This is a genomic window from Paenibacillus sp. FSL R7-0163, from assembly GCF_037969975.1.
In the GTDB taxonomy this organism is placed as follows: Bacteria; Bacillota; Bacilli; order Paenibacillales; family Paenibacillaceae; genus Paenibacillus_AQ; species Paenibacillus_AQ odorifer.
Genome location: NZ_CP150224.1, coordinates 4,026,181 through 4,052,396, shown reverse-complemented (window position 1 = coordinate 4,052,396; position 26,216 = coordinate 4,026,181). Strand labels below are relative to the sequence as shown.

General features: G+C 42.2%; 22 protein-coding genes. 12 read left to right on the top strand and 10 right to left on the bottom strand.

What is annotated here, in order from left to right; genetic code table 11:
- Window positions 1–121: 121 nt before the first annotated feature.
- Both NST45_RS18085 and NST45_RS18080 read left to right on the top strand, forming a co-directional pair.
- Window positions 122–1,432, top strand: a complete 1,311-nt coding sequence (locus NST45_RS18085) for an extracellular solute-binding protein (RefSeq protein WP_036684033.1) — start codon at window positions 122–124, stop codon at window positions 1,430–1,432.
- A 131-nt stretch (window positions 1,433–1,563) separates the two neighbouring features.
- A complete protein-coding gene (locus NST45_RS18080; protein WP_076315809.1) occupies window positions 1,564–3,645 on the top strand; it encodes a glycoside hydrolase family 36 protein in 2,082 nt (693 codons plus the stop codon).
- A gap of 76 nt (window positions 3,646–3,721) precedes the next feature.
- On the opposite strand, the gene NST45_RS18075 is transcribed toward NST45_RS18080, so the two are convergent.
- Together NST45_RS18075 and NST45_RS18070 are read right to left on the bottom strand one after the other, a co-directional pair.
- Window positions 3,722–4,513: a GHKL domain-containing protein gene (locus NST45_RS18075; protein ID WP_080742445.1), complete on the bottom strand. Its 792-nt coding sequence runs from the start codon at window positions 4,511–4,513 to the stop codon at window positions 3,722–3,724.
- Window positions 4,510–5,259: a LytTR family DNA-binding domain-containing protein gene (locus NST45_RS18070; protein WP_076104094.1), complete on the bottom strand. Its 750-nt coding sequence runs from the start codon at window positions 5,257–5,259 to the stop codon at window positions 4,510–4,512. Before NST45_RS18070 ends, NST45_RS18075 begins: the two co-directional genes overlap by 4 nt.
- Window positions 5,260–5,441: 182 nt before the next feature.
- Here NST45_RS18070 and NST45_RS18065 point away from each other — a divergent pair, with 182 nt between their 5' ends.
- From NST45_RS18065 to NST45_RS18030, 8 genes are all read left to right on the top strand, one after another.
- Window positions 5,442–7,169 carry an ABC transporter ATP-binding protein gene (locus tag NST45_RS18065; RefSeq protein ID WP_036684028.1) on the top strand — a complete coding sequence of 576 codons (1,728 nt, stop codon included), beginning with the start codon at window positions 5,442–5,444 and terminating at the stop codon, window positions 7,167–7,169.
- A 77-nt stretch (window positions 7,170–7,246) separates the two neighbouring features.
- A complete protein-coding gene (locus NST45_RS18060) occupies window positions 7,247–7,426 on the top strand; it encodes a CLI_3235 family bacteriocin precursor (RefSeq protein ID WP_036684027.1) in 180 nt (59 codons plus the stop codon).
- A 40-nt stretch (window positions 7,427–7,466) separates the two neighbouring features.
- Window positions 7,467–8,924, top strand: coding sequence for a Cys-rich peptide radical SAM maturase CcpM (gene ccpM, locus NST45_RS18055; RefSeq protein ID WP_212592198.1), 1,458 nt, complete (start codon window positions 7,467–7,469; stop codon window positions 8,922–8,924).
- 11 nt (window positions 8,925–8,935) lie between these two features.
- Window positions 8,936–10,045 (top strand): TIGR04066 family peptide maturation system protein, encoded by a 1,110-nt coding sequence (locus NST45_RS18050; RefSeq protein ID WP_179087771.1) that lies wholly within the window; start codon window positions 8,936–8,938, stop codon window positions 10,043–10,045.
- 16 nt (window positions 10,046–10,061) lie between these two features.
- Window positions 10,062–10,346, top strand: coding sequence for a hypothetical protein (locus NST45_RS18045; protein ID WP_036684022.1), 285 nt, complete (start codon window positions 10,062–10,064; stop codon window positions 10,344–10,346).
- Between the two features lies 1 nt (window position 10,347).
- Window positions 10,348–10,983, top strand: coding sequence for a DUF6033 family protein (locus NST45_RS18040; protein WP_036684019.1), 636 nt, complete (start codon window positions 10,348–10,350; stop codon window positions 10,981–10,983).
- Between the two features lie 93 nt (window positions 10,984–11,076).
- Window positions 11,077–12,597, top strand: a complete 1,521-nt coding sequence (locus NST45_RS18035; protein ID WP_080742448.1) for a S8 family serine peptidase — start codon at window positions 11,077–11,079, stop codon at window positions 12,595–12,597.
- A 601-nt stretch (window positions 12,598–13,198) separates the two neighbouring features.
- A complete protein-coding gene (locus tag NST45_RS18030) occupies window positions 13,199–13,456 on the top strand; it encodes an AbrB/MazE/SpoVT family DNA-binding domain-containing protein (RefSeq protein WP_036684015.1) in 258 nt (85 codons plus the stop codon).
- A gap of 105 nt (window positions 13,457–13,561) precedes the next feature.
- On the opposite strand, the gene NST45_RS18025 is transcribed toward NST45_RS18030, so the two are convergent.
- Together NST45_RS18025 and NST45_RS18020 are read right to left on the bottom strand one after the other, a co-directional pair.
- On the bottom strand, window positions 13,562–14,071 hold the full coding sequence (locus tag NST45_RS18025) for a PadR family transcriptional regulator (protein ID WP_036684013.1): 510 nt from the start codon (window positions 14,069–14,071) through the stop codon (window positions 13,562–13,564).
- Window positions 14,072–14,167: 96 nt separating this feature from the next.
- On the bottom strand, window positions 14,168–15,331 hold the full coding sequence (locus NST45_RS18020; protein ID WP_051491309.1) for an ABC transporter permease: 1,164 nt from the start codon (window positions 15,329–15,331) through the stop codon (window positions 14,168–14,170).
- Window positions 15,332–15,524: 193 nt separating this feature from the next.
- Here NST45_RS18020 and NST45_RS18015 point away from each other — a divergent pair, with 193 nt between their 5' ends.
- On the top strand, window positions 15,525–16,250 hold the full coding sequence (locus NST45_RS18015; protein WP_051491308.1) for an HAD hydrolase-like protein: 726 nt from the start codon (window positions 15,525–15,527) through the stop codon (window positions 16,248–16,250).
- A gap of 278 nt (window positions 16,251–16,528) precedes the next feature.
- Here the strand turns inward: NST45_RS18015 and NST45_RS18010 are convergent, their stop codons facing one another.
- A complete protein-coding gene (locus tag NST45_RS18010; RefSeq protein WP_339823378.1) occupies window positions 16,529–17,080 on the bottom strand; it encodes a glutathione peroxidase in 552 nt (183 codons plus the stop codon).
- A gap of 238 nt (window positions 17,081–17,318) precedes the next feature.
- Complete coding sequence (locus NST45_RS18005) at window positions 17,319–17,936, bottom strand: hypothetical protein (protein ID WP_094902492.1); 618 nt, start codon at window positions 17,934–17,936, stop codon at window positions 17,319–17,321.
- A gap of 697 nt (window positions 17,937–18,633) precedes the next feature.
- Here NST45_RS18005 and ltrA point away from each other — a divergent pair.
- The gene (gene ltrA, locus NST45_RS18000; protein WP_036681916.1) at window positions 18,634–19,896 is read left to right on the top strand and encodes a group II intron reverse transcriptase/maturase; all 1,263 of its coding nucleotides are present in this window, start codon (window positions 18,634–18,636) and stop codon (window positions 19,894–19,896) included.
- A 100-nt stretch (window positions 19,897–19,996) separates the two neighbouring features.
- Here ltrA and NST45_RS17995 read toward each other — a convergent pair whose 3' ends face one another.
- The 4 genes from NST45_RS17995 to NST45_RS17980 form a co-directional block, all read right to left on the bottom strand.
- Window positions 19,997–21,529 carry a DUF3502 domain-containing protein gene (locus tag NST45_RS17995; RefSeq protein ID WP_094902490.1) on the bottom strand — a complete coding sequence of 511 codons (1,533 nt, stop codon included), beginning with the start codon at window positions 21,527–21,529 and terminating at the stop codon, window positions 19,997–19,999.
- 141 nt (window positions 21,530–21,670) lie between these two features.
- A complete protein-coding gene (locus NST45_RS17990; RefSeq protein WP_036684008.1) occupies window positions 21,671–22,555 on the bottom strand; it encodes a carbohydrate ABC transporter permease in 885 nt (294 codons plus the stop codon).
- 12 nt (window positions 22,556–22,567) lie between these two features.
- A complete protein-coding gene (locus tag NST45_RS17985) occupies window positions 22,568–23,548 on the bottom strand; it encodes an ABC transporter permease subunit (protein WP_051491306.1) in 981 nt (326 codons plus the stop codon).
- Window positions 23,549–23,869: 321 nt separating this feature from the next.
- Window positions 23,870–26,113, bottom strand: coding sequence for a helix-turn-helix domain-containing protein (locus tag NST45_RS17980; protein WP_076140857.1), 2,244 nt, complete (start codon window positions 26,111–26,113; stop codon window positions 23,870–23,872).
- Window positions 26,114–26,216 lie beyond the last annotated feature (103 nt).

Genomic DNA, 26,216 nt, shown 5'->3' with positions numbered 1-26,216 from the left:
GCGGTTACATGAACACACTTTTTTACCCTAATAAGTTCACTTATGTACATTCTTATCCTTTTTCTTTTTCTTTAGAATTGTCTCAAGACCACTAGATGCATGAGGAAAAGGGGGCAACATCATGTTAAAAAGATTTATGGCTTTATCTGCGAGTCTGCTGCTCGTCGGCGGATTACTGGCGGGTTGCGGCGGAAACAACAATGCCGCTGACAATAGCGGAACAGGGAATACTCCTGCCACAGATTCTGGCAAGCCGGTCACGATTAATATGTTCACCGCATCACCCGAGTACACTGATGCTTTTAACGCTTATATTGCCGAGTACAAGAAAGTTAAACCGAATGTGACGATTAATCTGGAGATTATGCAGGCTGACTACAATACGGTGCTCAAATCGAAGATTGCTGCGGGAAGTACACCTGACGTATTCCAGACCACAGCGGGTGGAGATATTGATACCTTTGCGGAGTATAGTGCTGACCTAACTAATGAGCCACTGGCTGCGGCGATGACCGATGCAGTGCGTTCTAACATGAGTTCTACGGACGGTAAAGTGCTCGGTCTTCCGGTAAAAGGGAATCTATTTGTCCTGATGTACAATAAGAAACTGTTGGCTGATGCTGGGATTACGGAAGTTCCTAAGACAACAGCCCAAATGGACGATGCGATTACTAAGCTTGAAGCTAAAGGCATTACTCCTTTTGCCAACGCCTATAAAGAGTGGTGGGTATGGAAACACATCTTCCAACACTTCGTAGATGCGGCAGCCCAAGATGCAGGTACGGATGCTAAGACACTAGTAAATGATTTTATTGCCGGAAAAACCACGATCAAGGATCACCCGGTGCTGTACAATAACTTCTTCAGCTTCGTTGATACCACTGTTAAACATGGCACAGACAAACCGCTTGAACGGGACAGCAATGCTGAAGTCAGCGACTTTGCATCCGGCAAAACAGCGTTCATGACTGGTAAAGGCGCATGGGATGAAGAAGCCATTAAGAAAATCACACCTGACTTCGACCTGGGCATTATGGGTTACCCAGTCAGCGACAAGGCTGAACAGTCCCAGATCATTACTGGTGCGGATCAGGCCCTGCGTATCAATAAGGATTCTGCTGTAGCTGGTGAGACTATTGAATTCTTCAACTGGCTGTATACTTCTGAATACGGTAAGAACTGGTTCTCTACAGTAGCTAAGGTTATTCCTCCAATTAAGGATGCTCCAATGCCTGACCTGCAAATGCCAAAAGAAATGGAAGAGATCCTCAAAACAGAGAAATCCGGCGACCTGTCCGTGAACTACTCTCTGGATACCTTCCACCAAAAATTTGGTGAGCTCATGCAGGCTTACATCGGCGGAAGCAAAACTAAGGATCAAGCCATCGATGAAATTCAAAAAGCTTGGATTCAATTCGGATCGGCAGAATAACTAGGTTGAGATCAGGGGGCGGGCTCCAAGGTAAGATTCACTTACTGGAGAACCGTCCCTTTTTTATATGTTATATAATCATAAGAAGATACTGAGACAAAGTCAGGAGGTACATTATTGTGAATAGCAAAATGATTGAAATCATTGAAAATGGACTATATCTTACGATTGAAGTTACGGAAGATCAAGATGTTCGGCTATTGCATTTTGGCGCGGCACCTTTGGAAGCAGCCATAGCGGATAAGAACAAGCAAGGCTTCCGGCTGCTGGAGCTGCAATTATCGGGCGAAGACCGCGCCGAATATCACGGGCGCACACACCGAGCATCCTTTCCGGGTCTTCGGATGGTATATGTGGGACACAGCGATACAGTGAATGCACTCGGGCGTAAATTGGAGCTTAGCTTGGCTGATCCGATTACAGGAATCCAGGCAGTGCAGCATTTTCAGTTCTACAAGGGCGTGCAAATCGTTCGAAGCTGGACAGTGCTAAAGAATGCTGGAGAAGCTGAGGTGGCAGTGGAATACATCTCCTCCTTTGCTCTTACAGGTGTAGACAAAGAGGGGAGCGGGGAGCGCAATGATAAGATTGAAGTAACCCTTGCCCACAGTGGATGGCAGAGTGAACTTCAGTGGCGGACCTACCGCCTGCCTGAGCTTGGGATGTATCATTTGGCAGACCGTGGCTCCAAACGAATTGCCGCAAGCAATACAGGCTCTTGGTCAGCAGCGGAACTTCTACCGATGGCGGTTTTGCATAATAAGGAGAGCGGGACAAGCTTGTTCTGGCAGATTGAGCATAACGGCTCTTGGCATTGGGAGCTGACGGATCAATACGATCAGCTTACACTGCTGGTCAGCGGACCTACAGAACATGACAACCATTGGTGGCTGAACCTAGCTCCCGGTGAAGAGTTTACTTCGGTGCCAGCAGCTGTAGGTGCTGTGCAGGGAGGATTTCAGGGCGCGGCAGAACAGCTTACGGTATATCGCCGGATGATCCGCAGACCTAATGAGGATAATGAGCTGCTGCGGATTATTTTTAATGACTATATGAATTGCTTATGGGGAAGCCCAACGACTGAGAAACTACTGCCTTTAATTGATGCTGCCGCAGAAGTAGGTTGTGAATATTTCTGTATTGATGCTGGCTGGTATGCACCCGGAGAGTGGTGGGATGGCGTAGGCCAGTGGGAGCCTTCCAGCGATCGGTTTCCGGAAGGGATTAAATATGTGCTCGACTATATCCGCAGCAAAGGGATGATTCCCGGACTATGGCTTGAGCTGGAGGTTATGGGCATCAACAGCCCGAAGCTTGCGGAGACTGATGACAGCTGGTTTTTCATGCGGCATGGTAAAAGGGTTAAGGACCGTAGCCGCTATCAGCTAGATTACCGCAACCCGAAAGTCATTGATCATGCAAACGGTGTTATTGCGCGTCTGGTTAAGCAGTACGGTGTAGGATACATTAAAATGGATTACAACATCAATGCAGGCATTGGGACAGAAACGGATGCGGACAGCTTCGGAGATGGGTTGCTACAGCATAACCGCGCTTATCTGGCTTGGTTGGACAGCATCTTTGTTCGTTATCCGAACCTTGTCATCGAGAACTGTTCCAGCGGGGGAATGCGCATGGATTATGCGATGCTCAGCCGACACAGCATCCAGTCTACTAGCGACCAGGAGGATTATGTACAGTATGCGGCCATTGCCGCAGGTTCTCCGGCAGCACTGACACCGGAGCAGTCCGCAGTTTGGTCTTATCCGCTGCGCGAGGGTGACGATGAGGAAGTCATCTTCAATATGGTTAATGCGCTGTTGCTTCGTGTACACCAGAGCGGTCATTTGGCGGAGCTTGAACCTCACCGCAGAAGTCTAGTTAAAGAAGCGCTGGATTATTACAAAACCATTCGCAGTGATATCCCACACGCCACACCTTTCTGGCCGCTCGGCCTGCCGGACAGTGAGGGCGAATGGGTCAGCCTTGGCCTGCGGCGCGGCGAACGACGGTATGTCGCGGTATGGCGGATTGACGGAGAAGCTGCAAATGTCCAATTGCCGATAGAAGAGCTGAAGGGATTTGAACCAGTGATCGCCTGTGCCTATCCTCAGCAGCATAGTTCAACTTGGAATTGGGATCAATCGGCAGGGGTTTTGACGGTGGCACTCCCACCAGGAAAAACAGCGAGATTGTTTGAGATTACTTCGTAAAGCTTGCGGCGGGCCTGCTCCCCTTCAGTCTGCTGTTGGGGAGCGGCCGCTGTACTTGCTAGGGAAATAGTTTTTTTCACTGCCTTTCTAATTCGGTCAGGTTTGGCTTAGCTGCTGAAAGTATGTTTAGAAAAGGTAGTACAATGATTGTTTCGAATTCATTATTTTGAGCGTTAGTAACTAGATGACCTCCGTATTTTTCGGTGACACTTTGAATATTTGTTAAGCCGAATCCGTGAAAAGCGGGATTCTCTTTAAAATTATGCTGCACTATAGTGCTAGAATTGTTCCGTGAGTTGGTGACTTGGATAAACAATGAAGTATCGGTAGTGAAAATTAGCAGCTGAATAAATCTATCTTCTTTTTTTGGAACTCTTGCAGCGGCGTTTAGAGCATTATCCAGCACATTCCCGATCACGGTACATAAGTCAAACCGATCAATATCAATAGCTTCGGCGTGTATATGAATATCATACTTAATAGCAATTTTGTGTTCACAAGCAATATTTAGCGCGTTGCCAATTAAAGAATCAATTACCAAATTACCTGTTGATAGTTTGAGAGAAGGCTGATGAATTTGACCGAGCATTGAATTGATATGATGGATAGATTCCTGAATCTCATTGTTCTGAATACAATTCCGGACATATACCAAATGCTTGTTCGTATCATGGATAACTTGTTTGATGCTTGTAAGGGAATGTGTGGTTTTTTCATAGCTGATGTGTTGATAATCCATCTGTTTATGTAATTGCAGATTTTCTTTAGTCAGTTTGGTGTTTTCATTAATTTTACCGAATAAAAGGATGGTTTCTCTGATTAGCAGAATAAGCAACATCATGATGACCATTGATAGATAAAGAGTCATCCTCGTTCTTTGAATTGTGCAATCATATAATAGGCGTAGGCTTCTTTAACCTCTTTTGCCTGAGTACGGCCAATAGGAAACTGCTCTTGATTGTGCATGACTACGGAAGTAGCTGTAAACTTATGGACATGTTCCAGATTAACAATAACGGAACGATGAATAAGCATAAATGGACGGTTTAGTTTACTTATATATTCTGAAATTGTACCTGGAATTATGTAATGCTGCGTAGAGGTAATGATCTTTAGTCGGTTTTTAGCCAAGGAATGTTTGATTTTAACAATCGCAATAATGTCAGAATTTTTGATCACCATATGTCCATCTTCAGTTTTAATCATTAGAAACCTATTTACAGAAGAAATGATATAGTTACATAGCTTTATTATCTTTGCCTCAAAACACTCATAGTTTACTGGTTTAATCAAATAATGGTAGGGTTGCACATCAAAGCTGCTCATTACGTACTGCGGATAGTTTGTCAAGAATATAATTTGAACCTCCCGATCCGGAAGTGCACGGATTTTTTTTGCAACCTCGATTCCATTTAATCCTCTCAGTTCAATATCCATTAGAAGTATATGAAAAGGATAACTACTCTGTTGATTATAATAGTGAAGCAATTCCTCACCGGAGGTAAAATATTGAGTCTCGAAAGAGTAAGCCGTGCTTTTCATAAGTCTTGGGAGATATTCCTTTAGCAAATCGTGTTCCTTTTTCTCGTCATCGCATACGGCTATGCGTAACAAAGCCATCCCCCCCATAATTAAATTTGTTAATCTTCAGAGATACCAAAACCTGACACGAAACGTCATTCAGCCTCCTATTCCAACCATTAGCTACCAAATTACCCCAAATATTCTTTTATATGATATATTGATAGCGTTATCAATGTCAAACCGAAGCTTGAAAGTAGAAGAGGATATATTCTATGAATGATAAGGATACCCTTGAAAAACTTATCGGATTATTTAAAGCGCATAAAAAGAATTTATGTATTATTTTTCTGCTCTTAATATTTTCTACTTTGATTAGTTCCATTTTGCCGATGTTCAACAAAATTATTATTGATGAAGGATTTATGAAATCAGATGTTAGAACCATTATTTTAACGGCAATCTACATCTTTCTTTTGTCTATGTTCAGTAGCTTTTTAGATTTGCTCAAAGAAAAACGAAGAATAAAAATAGCTTCAAATATTATCTACTCCTTGCATAAAGCTGCATTTGATCGACTTATGAAAGTGAAAGTGAAATATTTCACTGATAAAAACTGCAGTGAAATTTTAAATCGCGTTAGCACCGATATATCGAATATTTCGCAAATAACGGATGGTAGCATGCTTTTTATTGTTAGTCAGTGTTTTAGTTTGGTAGGAGGAGTTATTGGACTTTTTATCATAAGTTGGGAACTTACACTTATTGTGCTTATTTTAATCCCTATAGAATATTTAATTTTGAAATCGTTTGCTAAAAAAAGAAAGTCTCTTGCGGAAAAATACATCACGAAGGATGGAGAATATTCGCATTGGTTTGAGGATAGCTTGAATGGTGTGAAGGAAACAAGGCTTTTTAATTTATTCATTTTCAAAGAAAAAGAATTTGCAGACAAGCAGAATCAAGTAATAACCTCCCATATGGGAATCAGTTTATTGGATAATTGGCGGATTACTGTGGAGAGATTTCTAATTGGAGGACTAGTTCTTCTAATATATGCTTCTGGATCGACGATGATATTAGATTCAAAGCTTTCGGTAGGAAGTATATTTGCATTTATTACCTATAGCGCTTATGTGACCACTCCTATCTCATCGATGTTGAATATTGGATACTTATTGTCGGGAATAATGCCTTCTGCCCGAAGGTATTATTCATTGCTCGAGGAAGAAATCGAAGCTTGTGATGTAGAATCCGCCAACATTGGTATGAAGCGACTCAACCCTTTTGGGAGCATTCAGTTTGAAAATGTAAGCTTTGCTTATGATACTGAACTGATCTTGTCAAATGTGAATTTCACGATTGGCAGCCATGAGAAAGTGGCCATTGTAGGAATGAATGGTTCGGGGAAGTCTACAATCCTAAATTTAATCCAGAGGTTTTACGAACCACTTGCAGGAAAAATTTTATTTGACGGAGTGGATATTAAGGCTATTAATTTGAATGAATATCGGGAATTAATTTCGACTGTTAGTCAAGAGATATATCTTTTTGACACAACCATCGAAAATAACATAAAACTTTACAGTGAAAACCATGAGGAGCAGTATAGACAGGCTATTGAGGCTACCCAATTATTAGAGAAGGATACAAGCCGGTTTGAGGATTATGTCGTAGGTTCTAATGGGAACAAGTTGTCCGGTGGACAAAAACAAAAAATCGCGATAGCCAGAGCATTAGTAAAAAGCAGGCCTATGGTGATTTTTGATGAAGCGACCTCCAACCTTGATCTTCACTCTGAACAAGCCATCAACCATCTATTAGATACAGCACTCAGTAACAATACAGTGATTATAGTCAGTCATAGGCCGGAAATTCTGAAGCATGTGGATAGAGTAATCTTTTTAGAAAAAGGCCAGGTCTCCGCTATTGGACTTCATGAGAAGTTGTCTTATACAAATGAAAGGTATCGGCTCATCACACAACAGCATCAATTCGTTTAATGGGTTTACCCTTCGAGTGATTTAAATATCAAATATTGATATTTAGATAAATACGATTTGAAAGGAGGAATAGGCATATGAAACAACTTGTAAAAAGAACAAATGCAAATTATGAAACGTTGGAGGCATATGCAGCTTGCAGTGCATGTCCTTGTTATGCATGTACATGCAATGCCAGCGGATCAAACAAAGCAGCCATGAAACAAGTAACCTATACTGGTAACTCCATGAAGATGACTGCTATTGGAATCGGGTAGTAAGTGCAATCTTAAGTATAGCTAAGAGCAGGATGGCTAAATGGCTTTATTAAAAAAGCTGTCCTGCTTCACTTTTAGAGTGGGGGGAGTTCAGGTGCCAGTATTTCATTTATTTGACACGGTAACGGGAAAATATATGTTCGATGCGAATGCAAATACATTTCTTAAATTAAATGAAAGATCTTATCAGGCTTTGTTGAACTATAGAAATTCAAACTTTGAACAAGTGGAACCGGAGATTCAAAACTTATTTGATTCCGGTTTTTTGGCGGAGAAACAGGATTTTGAGATGATTCATCCCATGAGCGACTCTTTGCAGCACAATTTAAGCAGAAGCGTTGGCTCGATAACTTTGCAGGTCACGCAAAACTGTAATTTAAGATGCAGCTATTGCGCGTATTCAGGGAGCTACTTACACAGAGTACATACCAATAAGAGAATGAAAAAAGAGGTTGCTTTGAAAGCAATTAAGTTTTTGATTGAGCACTCCGTAGATTCTCCAATTATTAATATTGGATTTTATGGAGGAGAGCCCTTACTGGAAATGGACTTAATAAAAGCTTGTGTTGCTTATGCCAGAGAACAAAGTGCGGGCAAAGAACTAACGTTTAACCTTACTACAAACGCAACTTTAATTACCGACGAAACCTTAGAGTTCTTATCTTCTAATGATTTTAATTTAACGATCAGCCTGGACGGCGATGAAGTCGCGCATGATAGAAACCGAGTTTTTGCGGTAAATAATAAAGGCAGTTTTCAGACTATTATGGATAATATTGAAAATATCAAAAACAAAACACCAGACTATGTTGATAAAGTGATGTTCAATGCAGTAATTGATCCAAATTCAGATTTTAGCTGTTCCACAAACTTTTTTTCAAACTATGAGACCGTAAAAGACTTTGCTGTTATGGCAAGTGATATAGCAAGTAGCTACAAAAAAAGTGAGTCCTTAATCAATGACAGTTTTATCAAGATGTATAATTACGAAGTTTTCAAATTATTTCTTTATAAATTTGATAGGCTTAAGAAAAATGATGTATCCAAGCTGGTGATGGAAAGCTTTGATCAAATCCAGGAGAATGTCCATAACAGGCTTAGAATCTCTTTCTATGATGTAAAAAAAGACCATCATTCCGGACCGTGTGTTCCAGGAGTACAACGATTGTTTGTGAATGCTGACGGTGCTCTGTATCCCTGTGAAAGAGTTAGTGAAGCATCTAGTGTAATGAGGATTGGGCATATAGATACAGGCTTTGAATTGGATAATATCCGGAACATACTAAACATTGGAACAATAACGGAGAAAGAATGCAAAGAGTGCTGGGCCTTTAGATATTGCACTTCTTGTGCAATGGCCGCCGATGATATCAGTGAGTTTTCTGCTGCCAAAAAATTAAGTATCTGCAATAAAGTTAAAGAAAACACTGAGAGTTTGTTTAAAGATTATTGCGTACTAAGAGAGTTAGGCTACGACTTTGATAAAGAAAAAGTGTAATGGGGGAGACAATGGTGAAAAAAAGAGCAATTGTTTATCCATATCATGCAGATTTCGGTCCGGTCGTCAGATTCTCCAATTTACTGGGCAACTTTGAGCTTGTTTCATTAATGGCACCTTTAGGTTTTGGACTGAATGAAAAAGATGCAGCGTACAGCTATTATGGTGAGGATGTGGGTATAAAAGTTAAAGATTCTTTTTCAGATGATGAATTTGATGTGTTAATGATTTGTGAATTTGAATGCAGTTTTGAAAAAGTGGTGTTCCCGACAATTATCAAAGCCGCAGAGATGGGGAAAGATATTGTTCTGCTTAACAGATGTGCTGATCATGAAGTTGAAATGGTAAAGAAGGTATGCCTGAAAAATAATGTGGAACTCACAAGTTTTTTTGGAATTGACATTGACAGAACGAAAGTAGAACTCGTTGAGAAAATACTGCTGGATATTAATGTTCCGATAATCTGCGTGGCGAGTCTTATGGAAAAATCCAATAAATTTGATGTTCAGCTTAGCCTAAGGGATTATTTCTTGAAAGAAGGGTACAAAGTAAGTCAAATTGGGACAAAATCTTATTGTGAGATTATGGGATTTCATTCTTTTCCTGATTTTATGTTTAATCATAAAGAAGCGGAGATAGATAAAATATTTCTTTTTAATCACTTCTGTAAATATATTGAATTGAACGAACGACCTGATGTAATGATTATCGGAATTCCAGGCGGGACAATGGTATATAATAATCTGTTTACCAATAGATTTGGTATTACTGCATTCGAGGCGGCTAGTGCAATCCATCCGGATGTCGGTATTATGAACTTGACCTATGATGATTTTAATGGAGAGTTTCTCGATAAGATATGTGTGTCAACAAAGCATAAATTAGGTTTTGATATTGATTGTTTTAATATGTCAAATCATAAATTTGATACGGGCAGAAGCAAACAGGATAAAGAATTGAAGTTTTTTACGGTTGATTCTAAGTTGGTTGATGAAAAAATTGCACAAATATCGCTAGAGTCAAAGGTTCCTCTGTTTAATTCGTTAAATGGGACAGACACTTTGAAATTAGCAGAATGCTGTGAAGCTCTATTGTTACAGGAAAATATGCAAATCGTATAAAAGAAGGGTGATATTTATGGATCTGGATCAAGTGCGTGAACAGATAAACGAAATATTATTCGACGTAATGGGAATGGACAAGATCAAGCTTAATGAAAACTACTTCTATGAAGATTTATTGGGCGAGGCGATGCAGTTCTCACCACGGGATTTGTTGGTTCTATTTGTACATATTGAGGAAAAACTAAAAATACAAATTCCGGAAACCGATATATTAAATGGATGCTTCAACAGCCTAGATCGAATTAATAATACAGTTTGCCGCATTCTACAGGAAAAAAGAATAAGGGAGTTGGTTTAAGTTGTTGAATGTAGCTTCACTCAGTAGCCTGAATCGTGCGGGGGCTGCAATGGTAATCCAGAAAAATAAGAGTTCAGAGATTTCATTTCAAGACGCGCTATCGACATCGAGTTCGGAAGCGGTTTTGACGGAATTGGAAAAAAAATTCGACATTAAAATCAACGTTCAAGCCATACCAAAGAACAATGAAGCAGTGAAAAGTGTATACTCTGGTAGTGTTGGCAAAGGGAATGTAACCATTGCTCCAAATATACTGAATCAGTCGGCAACAGATCCACAAATGCAAAAAAGGGTAGAAGCAATTATTCAGGATCATTTTGCTTCCAGCGCTAATGATAAACCCGGTGATGCCAGTGGCGTCATTATACATCCGGATGGAACAGCTACTTTTTGGGTGATTGGTGATTATTTAACACCTGCCGAGCGGGAGAAGATTAATAAAGAAGTAGAGGCAGAAAAAAAAAGAAAGGCGGAGCAGTTAGACTCGTTGAGTAAATTAAGTAGCAGCTCTAGCCTATCACAATTCGGGTTATTTATTGACAACTCCAATAATGGTGAAGAAGATAGCATGTATTTAAATAGTGTGCTACAAGCTAGTCTGGATTCGATGCTGCGGAAAAAGAACCTGTTTAATTAAATGATTAATCACTTTTTTAATCATGACTACCGCCTGGGTCAATGGATTTGTGACCAATGAGGCGGTTTTATTTTTGTCGATCTGTAAAAGGAGATGATGAACATCGAAGCTAAAGTGAAAATTGCCGTGATTGATGATGGTATCAACGAATATTTGCTAGGTGAACCGGTTGTTCAACAGTTGATCTTCAATGAAGATTTCACAATAGACGCTTATACAATAGACAGTCCCGAAAGAATAACTCACGGCACCATCTGCGCAGGCATAATTAAGCACTATTATCCGGAAATCTATATGTATAGCTTGAAGATATTGTCTGATACCTTAAGGGGAAATATCCAGAAGTTGTATAGTGCACTAGAATGGTGCGTTCAAAATGATATCCAAGTTGTAAATATCAGCTTGGGAAGCCATTGCTCAGCGGATTTATTAGAAACGCAGAGAGTTATAAACAAGGTTGCTGGTCAAGGCTTAGTTATTGTAAGTGCCGCAAGTAATCATGATTATATTACATATCCAGCTTCTTTTTCAAACGTTATAGGCGTTAAGAGAGAGGTAAGCAACACGCTGCACGAAGGGGAGTTTTATCTCAATGATAATATCATCGACGGTATAGAATTTACGGCTTTTGCTAGACATCATTTGAATGGTAAAGAGTGCAGCAACTCGAACAGCTTTGCCGCGCCCATGATTACAGCCAAAGTATGTGAACTCATTGGTAAATCTCACCTAACTAACTTGCAGCAAATAAAACTCATGTTGTCGAAAATGGCAAATAACTATAGGGACGATAAACACTTGTTTATTTGCTATGCTGACCCTGATTGGATAAGTGATATATTAGTATGCTATGTGAACGGAAAATGCAAATTGGACAATCGGAATCTTTGCGTTAACATACACGGTGAAATTGTCGTTCCCGCTGAGTCGGCTTATGATGCTGTTGATGCAGCCCTATTGGCTTACAATGAAAATATTGAGACTCTCGTTGTGATCAGCAGAGATCTTTACCCTGATGCTTATGTTGAATTACAGTGGATTGCTTCGAAATACAATAAAAATGTAGTGTTTATTGACAATTACCAAGGAAAAGATATGAACAAGATAGTTAACAATCAGTGTACTAACATTAAGTTATGGCATAGCTTATTCAAAATACACAACATTTACACACTTAACAGCACCCCGTTGCTGATCGAAGAGCCAATGGTTTCTATTTACATCCCTGCTGACACTGACTTTGAAGTTATTCTCTGGTTAAAAGGGCAATTTAAAAATAATAACTATAACAGTTATTTTGCATCGAATCACCCTATCGGAGTTTTATACGGAATAGACTATGTTCCTGAGACAAACTCAGCGCAGACATCTTCCTATTTTTCCTTAATTCTGAATAAGAAATCTTACGATATCGCGATATATGTCTTATATGGCTATGATATTTCGGATAAAATAGAAACGGATATTGAAATAGACATTGAACCATTAAACGGTTACTTTCAAGCAACTTTTGCTGTAAATGGCTTATGCCAGGAACGTATTATCAATATTAAACAGATTGATGAAACCTTTATCGGAGAACTTTATAATTCTATAGTTTATTTACTCTCTTAATGGGGGACAAAAATCATCAAACACTTAGAATACCCTGCATTAATAACTTCTTTGCTAGCCCCTCGTTAGTCGACTTCCGGATTCATCGTATTTACACTACAGTGATATCATCAGCCTTGTATTTACATGAGGATTCGATACACACACTACTCATAGCGAAATTATTATTCCAATGATAGATCCTATTTAAGTTTGACTTACTAAACATCTGGGTAAATGACGGAGTAGCGTTCTTGCTAGTTTTCGACAATTTCCTACTTGTGATTGCGGATAAGCGGAGTGACAAGATTTACAAATAGATTAACGAAGGTATTTTAGGGTAGAATTGTCATCAAGTAGGGTTACATTCTGGGTGGATTTCGACATTCCAGAGAAGCCCCTATTTTTTTGTGTTCTGACACGGCTTCATATCTTGGTGCTCAACAGATATCATACATTGTCGAAATTTTGTCGAATAATATCATATAATGTAGAAAAATAATTGACAGGAAATGAATAGAACTTTAGAATTAGGTAGTAGCGTAATCATTACTATCATATAGAAGCGTACATAGCTTTTAGCAAGAATGATTATAAATGTGACTTCAAGGGAGGATGTACGATGATGAAAGCAACAGGCATAGTAAGAAAAGTGGATGAATTGGGACGTATCGTAATTCCTATTGAACTGCGTAGAACAATGGGAATCGACATAAAAGACCCGCTCGAAATTTTTGTAGACGCTGAAAAGATTATCCTTAGAAAATATGAGCCAACTTGTATCTTCTCCGGAAGCTCAGAAAACCTGATCAATTTCAAAGGTAAAATGGTAAGCAAAGATGTTCTTGATGAACTTATTGCAAGCTTTGATAGAGCATAATCCATATACCACATATGATTCCAAAAAAAAGAACCGGTATTACAAGCACAAGATGTGCCTGTAATACCGGTTCTTTTTTTTATGGTGTACTTTCGAAAGCGGGTTTTATTTAGACTCTAGCACACTTTGGATTTTTTTGATAAAAGCATCATATTGTACGAGGCCTAGCTCCATGCACAACTTCTGGTAGGAAGATAACTTGTAATCTAGCTGGTTCAACTTCTGTTCCAGATCGTCGTACATTGCCTGCTTTTCTATCAATGCTTGCCGAAGCAGATTATCTATGTTCTCTTTGTCCGTCTTTTCCCCAAAATACAGGTGCATAAAAAAGTCAGAACGCAGAACATCTTTTTCGGCTGGTGATTGTAGATAAGCGTGGAACTGATCCAAGCCGGCAGAGGTAATGGTGAATACATTTTTGTCGGGTTTGCCTTCCTGTCGCACAGATTCTTTAGTGATCAGATTCAGCTTTTCCATCTTGCTTAGGGTAGGATAGATCGTGCCATAGCTGGCATCGAAGAAAAATGAGAAGTATTCCTCGAAATGTCGTTTTATCTCGTAACCAGAATGAGGTTTTTCGCTTAAAATCCCCAGAATAACATCTTGTATGTTCATAAATCATTGCCGCTCCTTTCTTTCACTTCCTACCATATCACAACTGCATATCGCTCTCAATTTGAAATGGCATAGCCGGAGTGGCAAACTGTATAATTACGCATTTACTGACACGGGCTCTTGTTCTCGTGAGATCCGAGTTTCTTTACGAAGGAAAGTGACAAGTACGCTTAATACAGCAATTGTTGCCCCAATACAGAGTAAATAGAACATATCTTTCCATACCCCGTTACCCCCGATAACCAGGTCGAGCATACCATTAACTGCATAGTAAGCGGGCGAAAAGGGACCGATCCAGTTATAAAAAGGTGAAAGCACATCGCGTGGAATAGTTGCTCCGGACGCTAACATTTGCATGGAGAGAAGGGCAATATTTAGCCAGCCGCCAGCATCCCCGAGGAGCAGCAGACTAAACTGAGCAAGGATCATACAGGAGAGAATTACCGTGAACTCGAACAGCCACATAAGCAGAAAGCCACGATTAGAGTGGATACCGAGTGAGTTAACCATGATAGTTCCCACTAGTGAGATAAGCACAGCCGTTCCACCCATTATGACAAATCGGGCTGCAAAGCGATTCCATTTACTAAATTGTCCAGACAAGTTGGAGGAAGCTTTATGGAGATTCATCGCGAGTAACATAGCACCGGTAAATGAGGCGGTAACGATCATTAAGGGAACCATAGTTTGTGCAAAATTAGTTGTAGGGTTAATGATTTCGACGTTGGCGGAAATGCGGCTGCTTGCAGCACTTTTGATGATCTCCGCTTGTGCCTGCGGCAGATTCATAGCATCCAAGGTGTGGCTTAGTGCTGAATTACTGCTTTGAGTGTTCATTGCAGCCGTGACTTTAAGTGCTACCGTCTGCATGACATTGCTGACCATCTGCGGATTAGATTCATTTAAGAAGTAGTGGAGTTCAGTCTTTGCAGATGGATTACTGATCTGTCCAGTGAACCCTTGGGGAATATTGATAATCATGCGGATTTCTCTATGCTCAAGTGCTTCTTTTGCATTTTCTAGTTGGAGATCCTGTCTGGTTACGAACTGAAGTGATCCTGCAATCCCATCGACTATAGGCTGGGCATTTGTACCATCCTCATTAACAATAGCAATGGGCAACTGATCTACCCGATCCGTTACATGATCGTACCCTGTAATCCAAATTAAGCTGAAAAAAACTTGGAACAACAGTGCAGTTATAATTCCAATGATGGTAGCAGGCTGCTTGAGGAAGCGTATGATTAATGGATTTGACATGGTTATTTCTCCTTTATATTTCAAGTTGTAATATTACAGATTGAAATATAGCACAACGAAATATAAACTGCAACAGAAAAAGTTAAGAGCATGGACATTACAAAGCGATTTCATATATCATAGGGCTTGTACTGGAAATATCGCACAGATGAATGTCTTACCTGAAGTAGAACAGAATGGGGAGGAACAACAGATGAGTAACGAAGTACAAGGAACGGAACAAAACGTGGTTCATGCGAAACTGAACAAGCCAGAAGCGATTGTATTTGATATGGATGGAACATTGTTCCAGACTGAAAGTCTTTTATTGCCTGCATATCATAAAATGTTCGATATTTTGCGGGAAGAGGGACTATACGTAGGACCTACACCACCAGAAGAACGTATTCTAGGCTGCTTGGGGATGTTGCTGGCAGACATTTGGAAGAATGTTATGCCTGAAGCAGATGAAGCCGTGCACCGCCGGGCGGATGAATTGCTCCTGCAGCTGGAGATTGAAGGGCTTGAAGCCGGAGGCACACTACTGTATCCACAGGTGGTTGAGACACTGACAGCGCTTAAAGAGCGCGGAGTGAAGCTGTTTGTGGCTAGCAACGGGCTGGAGGATTACATTCACAGCATCGTTGTGGTACATGAGCTTAAGGCGTTGTTCGAAGGATTGTATAGTGCGGGAGGTCAAGGCACTGCGACTAAGACCGAGTTGCTACGCATTCTTTTGGATAATCATGGGATCAGCAGTGCCTGGATGGTTGGGGACCGTTCTTCTGATGTTCAGGCAGGTAAAGGAAATGGCCAGACCGTAATCGGCTGCGCCTATGCAGGCTTCGGACGTCAGGATGAGCTGAAGGGCTCTGATGTCATTATTACCTCCTTCGACGAATTGGTTGACTTATACGATAACGCAACGATTAGTGAATAAGAACTTACGATGGGGAGTTTGCTTAGCTTACAAGCAAGCGCTTGATCACATAAAAGACAACCTTCTTGAAGAAGGTTGTCTTTTTATTGAAGTCAAAAAGATGGTGCTTCAGTTGAAAGAAATCGGTATCGTCGTCAGGCAGTAAAGATATATACATAAATAAAGGAAGTAATCCGATAAAAAATGGAGAGGGTCTATATATGTTTTGCATGCCTAATATGTAAACCCTTTATGTTAAACTATCGTTCTCTGTTGGTTAAATTACCAATCGGATTCATTTACTTTAAAAGAAGTGATTCAATAAATGGCTCTATGTCAAAGGGTTCAGTCATTGTTTCGTATCTACCGTATACATGACCGTTTCTATCGATTAAAAACTTCGAAAAATTCCACTTAAACCCATCTCCGGCATATATGTCCGGATACTTTTCCTGCAGAAAATCCTGCATCCATTTACCGCCTGATGTCTCAGTATCGAATCCTTGAAATGGTGCTTGCTGTGTTAGATATTGAAATAAAGGATGGGCAGACGGTCCCCTAACCTCAACTTTCTCAAATAAAGGAAACTTAACTCCAAAGTTGCTCTCACAATATTCATGTACTTCCGAGTTGCTTTCTGGCTCCTTCTCGTTGAATTGGTTACAAGGAAAACCAAGTATTTCAAACCCTTGCTCATGGTGAATTTCGTAAAGTTTTTGAAGATCAGGTAATTGGCGAGAATAGCTGCACCTACTGGCAGTGTTCAGAATAAGCAGAACTTTTCCACGATAAATGGACAATTCAACAGGCTCACCATGAATTGACTTTGCTTGAAAATCATAAATAGACATCAGATCATCCCTCCACGTTATTATTATAAATAACATAATAGCGCTATAGGCGTTTATTGGTCTAATATATAATAGGAATAATATTTATAGTATTTACCTATAACGGGCAACACTCGATCATTAATTACAATAAAAGTATTCCTCCAATATTCCCTTAGTTGTTACCGGTTAGTTTAATAGAAAAGAAGAGCTACCTTATAGGAAGCTCCCCCACTATCGTTTTCCGTTAGTGTAGTCTCTAAAATACAAATTCTTTCTCGTTGTTTTCTCCATCAAGATATCTAACCCTACAGTAATCTTTCCAATTATCCCAATTTGTTATACTGTCAACTTCCACGCGAAATAATTCATTATATGGCATATTCATCGGATTAGAAAAATCATAAAAAACAAGTTCATAAGGACATGCCCAATAGCATCCATCAATCACTATTAATTTTTTTTGTTGAAAATATATTATTTCCCCCCAGCAAAATCCATGACCTTTATATGCCTCTTCAGGAACATAATGTTTGGTTTGTTTATTTGATAAATTAACAATTGAATACCCTTGATAATCTAACCCACCTAAAAGATATTCTATGCCATTTATCTCTAACCAACTGAATAGAAATGTGCCGAAGTTTCTATATATTATGTCGATGGTTTTATGCTCACTATCCGTAATAATTCCTTTTGTATAATTATATCTAATAATACCTTCTACATGGTTATAGTGATGGATTTCAAGTTTAAACTTCCCTGATGGTGAATAAAAAATTTCAGTTTTCTCAGGATTGTAAAATTCATCTTGAAAATAGTACATCATCGTAGCTCTTTCACTGAGAAACTGAGTATCATTAACAATATTCCTCAAAGTTTTTCACCCCGCCTTAGTATTACAAATTGTACCATAATATCGGACATGCTATTACGCTTTTCTGCCTGTTAGCTACGTCGTTCGGTGACGCCAAAAGAAGCGTGTCTCCATTAAGGAGCACGCTTCTTTGTGTGCGCCCAGCATGGGCGCTATCTATAGGGTTGAAGTCCCGAATGGCGAAGGCAGTAGTAGCCATTAGCTTAAGGCAAGGGTGTCCACCGCGAGGTGGAATCTGAAGGAAGCCAGCGGCAAATCTCCGGTCTGAGGAATACGAACTTCATACAAGGCTAACGTAGGCTGGATGAGGTTGCACAACAAACCAAAGTCCATACTGCCAAAGGCGTACGAGAGTAAATGAAGCAGATAGATGGAGAGGAAGATAGCGTTCTTACCTGGGGAGATCTGTGTGATAGGCGAGTATACTTCGTAACCCTACTTGTGAGAGTAGGCTGAGTGCACAGAAGTCAGCAGACGCCATAGTACGCAAGCTGTTGCAACAGCTGCGGAAGGGCTGAACATGGAATAGGATTTATACATCCAGGCGTTCAAGATGAGCGATGAATGCAGAAAAAAAATCCGAAAGGACCTGACTGAAGAAGGAAACGGTGAATCCCGTGGGGGACTTCAGCAGGGCGGAGTTCATCTTTGGCACAAATGGAAGGTATAAATCACGTAAAGAGAGGTTAAAAAAAAAATGTTGGAGCAACTGCTATCACGGGAAAATCTTCTGCAAGCCTTAAAGCGTGTTGAAGCGAATAAAGGAAGTCATGGCGTAGATGGGATGTCCGTAAAATCCTTACGAGAACACATCGTACAAAACTGGCAGACCTTGCGGCATGCCATAGAAGAAGGAACCTATGAACCGAGCCCCGTGCGCCGAGTCGAAATCCCGAAACCCGGTGGCGGAGGTGTTAGGTTACTAGGAATACCTACCGTGACAGATCGAATGATTCAACAAGCAATCGCGCAGGTGTTAACTCCATTGTTTGATCCAGAGTTTTCCGACCATAGCTATGGATTCCGTCCGAAAAGACGAGGGCATGATGCGGTGAGGAAAGCTCGAACCTTTATGAAAGAAGGATATCGATTCGTAGTCGACCTAGACTTGGAGAAATTCTTTGATCGCGTCAACCATGACCGACTGATGATGAAGATTTCGGAGAAAGTGGAGGACAAGAAAGTTCTCCTGCTTATCCGCAAATATCTTCAGTCAGGTGTGATGGAGAACGGGTTAGTAACCCCGACAACGGAAGGTGCCCCGCAAGGCGGTCCACTGAGTCCGTTATTATCTAACATTGTCCTAGATGAGCTCGACAAAGAACTCGAGAAACGTGGGCACCGCTTCGTTCGTTATGCGGATGATTGCAATATTTACGTGAAAACGCTAAGAGCAGGAGAGAGAGTCAAGACAACGGTCACCCGATTCATCGAGACGAGGCTAAAGCTGAAGGTGAACCAAGTAAAGAGCGCGGTAGACCGTCCCTGGAAACGAAAGTTTCTAGGATTTAGTTTTAGTGTGGACAAAGAACCAAAGGTGAGAATTGCGAAGCAGTCCTTACAGAGAGTCAAGGTTCGAATACAGGAGATATCCTCTCGAAAGAGATCGATGAAGATGGAAGAGCGAATCAAGGAACTAAACCACTACCTCATGGGATGGTGCGGTTATTTCTCGCTGGCGGATACCCCAAGTACCTTTCGAGATATGGATAAATGGATACGAAGAAGGCTACGAATGTGCCTCTGGAAGCAGTGGAAGACCCCTAGAACCAAAGTCAAAAGACTTATATCCTTAGGGGTACCTAAGGATAAAGCCTATGAGTGGGGAAATACCCGAAAAGGGTATTGGCGAATTGCAGGGAGTCCAATTCTACAACATGCATTGAATAACCAATATTGGGAAGCCAATGGATTAAAGAGTGTATTGGACAGATACAACTCCTTACGGAATATTTCATGAACCGCCGTATATCGAACGGTACGTACGGTGGTGTGAGAGGTCGGGGGCTAGCCGCCCCCTCCTACTCGATTGACCGGTATGATAATTGCCGCGGCGGTGCTTACTGCTGCTTAGCGTACCATTCGGAAAATTGTTTCTGGTATTCAGCGATATATTTGTCTATTCCCGCTGCTTTTAGTCTGTCCAGCGCTTTGGGGAAGGCGGTGTCATAATCGCTGAAGCCGCTGCCGATCGGAGCGAGGTATTCAGTGAATACGCCGTTCAGCTTCGTTTCTTCATTCTTGACGGGTGTATTGTCAAAGTTGAAGCCGGCACCTTTGGAAATGATAGCTCCATCGTCCCAAGCTTTATATTCTGCAATGAATTCGTCCGGTACCGTGTTATCGAAACGCATGAAGTTTTTGTTCATCAGCAGCCAGTCGGGGATCAGCGAATCAGTGGTTATTTTAGTCAAACGCCCGTTTTCATCCAGCGTATAGTCTGTTCCTTCTATCCCGTAGGCGAACAAGTCGTACAGCTCCTGGTTTTTTTGCAGCAGATTGAAGAACATGACGTAACGTTCAGGGTCTTTAGCTGCGGTGGAGACGAAAAAGGCGGTGCTGTAAGTGCCGCGGCTGATTTTTGGACGGCCGCTGCCGAGGAAATAGTTGACCAGTTTGGCATCAGGCACTGCTTGTGAGATGGTTGCCGCACCTTCGAATGGGCGTGCCGCTGTGCCGGCCCAGAACATCGCTTTACCGGAGTTCCAGTCAGACTGCAGCTGCGGAACATTGGTGGCGGCATATTTCGGAATGATTCCTTTTTCATACCAGCCGTGCATTAGGCTCGCATAACTCTTAAACTCTTCGGTTTCAAACCAGCTAATAATTTTATCATCCTTCACAGACTCATCCAGGGCAATAAAATCATTTTGCCAATAGAGGTTTTTGTCCGTGTAATCATATTGTAGGAGTCTGCGTGCATCGGTGTTGGCGTACCCGATCAGTTCGGGATGAATGGCATGGACCTTATCATAGAACTGCTCTAGTTCCCCCAGTGAAGTGACCTGTGTCATGCCGGCTTCTTCAAGCAAATCCTGTCTAACTAGCGCACTGTAGAATTCCGCAGAATTCGGTTTGTTGCCGACGGGGATCGCATACTGCTTGCCTTCCAGCTGAAAGGCTTTGAAGGAGGCCTCGTCCACATTTTTACTCAAATCAGCTGCTGCATCGGCATACGGAGTGAGGTCGGCATAAAGCCCCTTTGCCACAGATTTTACCATGTAATTGGCATCTGTATAGGTTGCGAAGTCTTCTCCCGTAGACAGCATTAAGTCAGTTTTGCCGCCGCCATATTCGGTCCAAGGAAGAAACTGAAATTCAACCTCAGCATTGATTTCTTTCTTAATAGTGTCGTAGAACGATGTCTTCGCTAGTTCCTTCATCCGGTTGGACTCATCCCCGTACAGCACAATTTTCAATTTGGCAGGAGTCAAGGCGCTGCCGTCATTACTACCGCTATCCGTAGAGGAAGAGGTACCTTCATTTCCAGTCCCAGAACTAGGGGGAGCGCTTTCATTGTTGCCCTGAGCACAGCCACTTACCAAGAACACCGCAGCTAGGAGCAAACTTAACCAACCTTTTTTCTTTTTCATGATGAACCCTCCTGAAATAGAATCATAATGTTTGAGGCATCTATTGCAAAGGTCGAGCTCCCTTAAGTCCCATTGTACATCAAGAAGTAGGGGAGCATAAACCCGGTGCAACCGAACATAATTTGGTATCTTTGCTGGAAATTAGCCTTTGACTGAACCTACGATAATGCCTTTGACAAAAAAGCGCTGGAGAAAAGGATATAATATGGCGATTGGCAAAACGGTCAGACAGGTCATTGCCATTTTGGCTGTCTCCAGTGGCGGTGCGATGATAGCTCCACCAATTTGAGCAGCGTTGCCGGAAGCCAGGAACTGAATGTTCGCCATCATGTTGTACATCAAATATTGAATCGTATAGAGATCCTGATCGGATACCAGCATTAGTGGCAAATAGAAGTCATTCCAGAATTGCAGTGCGTAAAAGAGCGAGATGGTGACCAGTCCGACGCGGCCCAGCGGAATCATAATGCTGAAGAAGATACGCAGATGTCCGGCACCATCGATTTGCGCAGATTCCACAATTTCATGCGGGATGCTGCGGAAATAGTTAGCCATGAGAAACATCAGAAAGACGCTTAGCACATAAGGGATGAACAGGCCGATGAGCGTATCGCCCAAATGATAATATTTGGTGCTAAGCAGATACCATGGCAGCGTTCCTCCGCTGAACAGCATTGTAAAATAGGCGAAAAAGGCGAAGAAATTTTTGAGCCGGAAGCCTTTAACGGATATGACATAAGCATAAGCGGTGGTCACCAATACGGCCGACACGGTACCCAGCACCGTAACGATCACCGACATGGAATACGCCCGCAGAATCTGCTGCGCCTTGGAGCCAAACAGGAATTCATAGGTTTCAAAGGTGAAGCCTCTGGGCCAGAACGAATATCCTTCCGCGGCGATTCTGGATTCGGTAGATAATGAGCCGGATACTGCCAGAATAAACGGCGCTAGACAGATTACTGAAAATACGGCAATACAGATGTAAAAGAAAATGAGCAGGCCTTTGTTTTCGGTAGTTTGCATCTTATCAGTCTCCTAAAATAGTTTGCTGTCTTTGTCATACCAGCCGGCTAATTTGTTGGCCACCAGCACCAGAATGAAACCAAAGACGGATTGATAGAGCGTAATGGCTGAAGCAAAGCCGAATTCACCGGAACGGATGGCTGTGCGGTATACATACACATCGATAATGTCGGTAGTCGGCAGAAGCAACGGATTCAGGAACGTTACCCCCATAATCATACTGAGATCGCCTTTCAGCATGCCCCCGATGCCCAGCAGCGTCATCAGAATGATCGACGGAATCAGCATTGGCACCGTAATTTTGGTGATAATCTGCCATCTGGAGGCACCATCGATTCTTGCAGCTTCATAATAGGAAGTGTCGATGCCTTGCAGCACCGCATAATAGATGATGGCGCCGTAACCAGCGCTTTTCCAGATATTCGCTAGCACGAGAATGATTACGAACAGCCAAGGGCTGGAATACCAGTCAACCTGAGAGAAGCCGAATGTCTGGAGCAACTGGTTCATAATGCCTTTGTCGTAATCCAGCAGGGAGAACAGAATGGCTCCGATAATAATCCAGGAAATAAAATACGGGAAAAACATGACGCTCTGCGTGATTTTGATAAACCATTTGCTGCGCAGCTCATTTAGAATAATGGCGATGGCCACTGAAAAAAACGTGCCGGTTAGCATATACAGCGCATTTAACATCACCGTGTTGCGTGTAGCCCTAAGAGAATCTTCCATACTAGAGAAGAAAAACTCGAAATTAGAGAAGCCGGCCCACGGGCTGCCGAAGATTCCGTCGTTGAAGTTGTAATTTTTAAAGACGAGAATCAGACCACTCATCGGCAGATAAGCAAAAAGAATTAGAATGACGATTCCCGGAAGAGCGAGCAAATAAAGCGAGCTGTCCTTCCTTAGGGATTTACGGAAGCTCTTGGCTTTGGCCGTCCTGATTCCCGGACTTGGCATTCCTTGTGTCTCCGATGTAGCCTCTTGCATCATTAACAGTCCACTCCTTTATACTAGCGTTGTCATTTCCGTCCCTTGTTTTAGGAGAACGCTTTACATGAAAATCATAAATCCACCCGGAATGTAAACGCTATCATAATAAACGGAAAAAAGTTAAAAAAAGCGGAAAAGGACGGCTTAAAAAAACGAAAAAAACAGAACTTTTTTGTTTTTTAGGTGCTAAAAAGCCTGATTTAAAGGGAAATCTCATAGTATATGCGACGCGAGGGATTATTCATAGAAAGTCAAAAAGGGAATGTCTCCGGCTATGAAAATGCTGCCGGGACATCCCCTTTGTTCCTTACTTTTAGCGGGTCAATCAGGAAGATTCTGTTTTTGCAGAATATGATTCATTCTCCATTTGGAAGGTGTAACCCCATAACGCTTTTTGAACTGGGTTGTAAAATAGGTGCTGCTGTTGTAGCCCACTTTCTCGGCAATTTCCCGGATATCCAAGCCAAGCTCTGTGACTAATAACATCTGCGCCTGCTCCAGACGCAGCAGGTTAACGAAATCGGGAAAGCTGCAGTTTACTTCGTCGGCAATAAGTCTACTGAGATAAGCGGGACTTAGCGATAGCTTGTCGGCAAGGGCATTAAGGGAGAGCCTGGAGTCATCATAATGATCTCTGATATAACAAATGGCTTCACCAGCAATGCTCTTGGTCTGTACAGCACTCATGCTGGCAATGCGCTCGTGGGCGGTATAACAGCTGTCTACAATCCAATTCCATAGCTTGTCATAGCTTTGGATCTGCCAGATATGCTGGTAATTATCTAGAAAGCCGGAATGCTGGACGTCTGCATTAAGCTCAGCCGTGCGACTGAGCTCAAAGACCAGTCTCGATAAAGCGATGGTGGCAGGCTCGACACGGTAACTGCAGGCTACTGCCAGCAATCTCTCCACTGCCTGCGGAATATGGTTAGAGAGTTCCGTCTGCTTAACGGCTTGCAGTACCGGTTCAAGGGCACTGTCGGGCATTGGGCTGCTGTTCAGATGGATCGTATCATCGGCAAAGATGATGTTCTGCTGCACATGAAATTTATTATATTGCAGACAGTCCGCAGCTTCATTGTATTTAGCCCTCAGTAGGTTTAAATCATCCGTCAGCCCGCTGATTCCGAAGGCGCAGCAGGCTCCGGAAAGCTGCAGCTGAGCGGCGACTTCTTCCCATTTGCCGCGGTACAAAGCGTAATCGCCGAAGCTGCCGCTGTGAAGCTCGCTCAGAATCAGCACAGCAGTGCCCTGATGCGGGCGGAAGGATTGAATGGCTGCAAGTTCACAGAAGGCATGTTCAATCTGCTGTATGTTTTCCTCAAAGGTATGCCGGAAGTCGGAGTCTTCAGGTTGTTCGGGCTCCAGAGCGGCCAGCACGCATACACAATATGCTCCCCCAGCAGCGGCTATACTCATCAGGGGTGTCCTGCTGTTCTCCGGTGTTCTCTGCGGGGAAAGCAGCCACCGCATCAAGGCGCTATCATCGCTTTCTTTTTTTAGCTGCTCCAGCTTAACGCCAATCTGTTCGAGCTCCTGGCTTACGGTATCGAAATCGCCACCGGTTTTCAGCGCTTCTTCATTGCCAGATAGATGAGCGATATTGCCGAACAGCCGGCCGATTGGCTTATACATCCGCCGCGAGATCAGGTTGGCGGTTATAGATGCGGCGGCAATCAAGGCCAAGCATAGGCCAGTCATCAGATTGCGGGCATTGGAGATATCACGGATGCTATCCTTGTAGGAAGTCTCCGACACAAACCACAGCTTGTCCGCTGCAGAATATACATAAGTAATCAGCTGCGGCTCTTCACCTCCCCTATAGACAAAAGAGCCTCTCTCAGAGGTGGAGGACACCACCTGCTTTAACATGCCCTCTTCCAGAGAGATGTCAGATAATGCACTGTGCATGAGCACCGATGCTTTTCCGTCAAGCACAGCGTAACGGGTGGCTTCGCCTTCTTTTTGCGTAAACAGATTATTCTGCAGCTTTCCCAAATTGACGGTCAGCGCTACCGCACCATTATATTCGCTATCCGCAAATGCCCGGTCATTATAGAACACGGTGAGCAGGGTAATGGGGGCACCGTTATTCAAGGTTGCCTCCCACAGAAACGGTGATTCAACAATAATGTTATCCCGCATTCTCGAGAACAGCTCCAGCTTGGATTCAGGGCTTAGCGGAAGGTTTTCGAACATGGCAACAGGCTCATCCACTCCCATGATGTAGGCATTCTCCATATATTGGTTCACAACCAATGCTCCGCGGATTTGGCTTAGGGCACTGTACAACTGATCGCTCCAGCTGGTATCGCCATTCATCATGAGCGCGTTGATGTTTGGATTCCTATAGAAGTCCATAGCGTAATTCTGGACGATCTCTTCATAGTTTGTAAAAACGGTTTCAGTATTCACCAGTACATTTTGGTTCGCCTTGTTGACATTATCTATCGTAATATTCCGGTACCAATAAAAGATCACTACAGCCAGTACTAGAATACAGCAAACTGAAATCGCGGTTAGGCTCATAAAAAAGCGGGAGTACAATTTCTTTCTTTTTCCCAAGCTGCTCACCCCTTCAGGTAAATCCTATTACACCCATTCTAGAGGGAAAGGCTATTCGCTGACAAGGAGTGAAATATGGGCAATATAGCATGAAAGTATAAAA

Coding starts and splice junctions, on each gene's coding strand:
- NST45_RS18085 (WP_036684033.1), top strand. CDS start 122: ATGTTAAAAAGATTTATGGCTTTATCTGCGAGTCTGCTGCTCGTCGGC.
- NST45_RS18080 (WP_076315809.1), top strand. CDS start 1,564: ATGATTGAAATCATTGAAAATGGACTATATCTTACGATTGAAGTTACG.
- NST45_RS18075 (WP_080742445.1), bottom strand. CDS start 4,513: ATGACTCTTTATCTATCAATGGTCATCATGATGTTGCTTATTCTGCTA.
- NST45_RS18065 (WP_036684028.1), top strand. CDS start 5,442: ATGAATGATAAGGATACCCTTGAAAAACTTATCGGATTATTTAAAGCG.
- NST45_RS18060 (WP_036684027.1), top strand. CDS start 7,247: ATGAAACAACTTGTAAAAAGAACAAATGCAAATTATGAAACGTTGGAG.
- ccpM (WP_212592198.1), top strand. CDS start 7,467: ATGGCTTTATTAAAAAAGCTGTCCTGCTTCACTTTTAGAGTGGGGGGA.
- NST45_RS18050 (WP_179087771.1), top strand. CDS start 8,936: ATGGTGAAAAAAAGAGCAATTGTTTATCCATATCATGCAGATTTCGGT.
- NST45_RS18045 (WP_036684022.1), top strand. CDS start 10,062: ATGGATCTGGATCAAGTGCGTGAACAGATAAACGAAATATTATTCGAC.
- NST45_RS18035 (WP_080742448.1), top strand. CDS start 11,077: ATGATGAACATCGAAGCTAAAGTGAAAATTGCCGTGATTGATGATGGT.
- NST45_RS18030 (WP_036684015.1), top strand. CDS start 13,199: ATGATGAAAGCAACAGGCATAGTAAGAAAAGTGGATGAATTGGGACGT.
- NST45_RS18025 (WP_036684013.1), bottom strand. CDS start 14,071: ATGAACATACAAGATGTTATTCTGGGGATTTTAAGCGAAAAACCTCAT.
- NST45_RS18020 (WP_051491309.1), bottom strand. CDS start 15,331: ATGTCAAATCCATTAATCATACGCTTCCTCAAGCAGCCTGCTACCATC.
- NST45_RS18015 (WP_051491308.1), top strand. CDS start 15,525: ATGAGTAACGAAGTACAAGGAACGGAACAAAACGTGGTTCATGCGAAA.
- NST45_RS18010 (WP_339823378.1), bottom strand. CDS start 17,080: ATGTCTATTTATGATTTTCAAGCAAAGTCAATTCATGGTGAGCCTGTT.
- ltrA (WP_036681916.1), top strand. CDS start 18,634: ATGTTGGAGCAACTGCTATCACGGGAAAATCTTCTGCAAGCCTTAAAG.
- NST45_RS17995 (WP_094902490.1), bottom strand. CDS start 21,529: ATGAAAAAGAAAAAAGGTTGGTTAAGTTTGCTCCTAGCTGCGGTGTTC.
- NST45_RS17990 (WP_036684008.1), bottom strand. CDS start 22,555: ATGCAAACTACCGAAAACAAAGGCCTGCTCATTTTCTTTTACATCTGT.
- NST45_RS17985 (WP_051491306.1), bottom strand. CDS start 23,548: ATGATGCAAGAGGCTACATCGGAGACACAAGGAATGCCAAGTCCGGGA.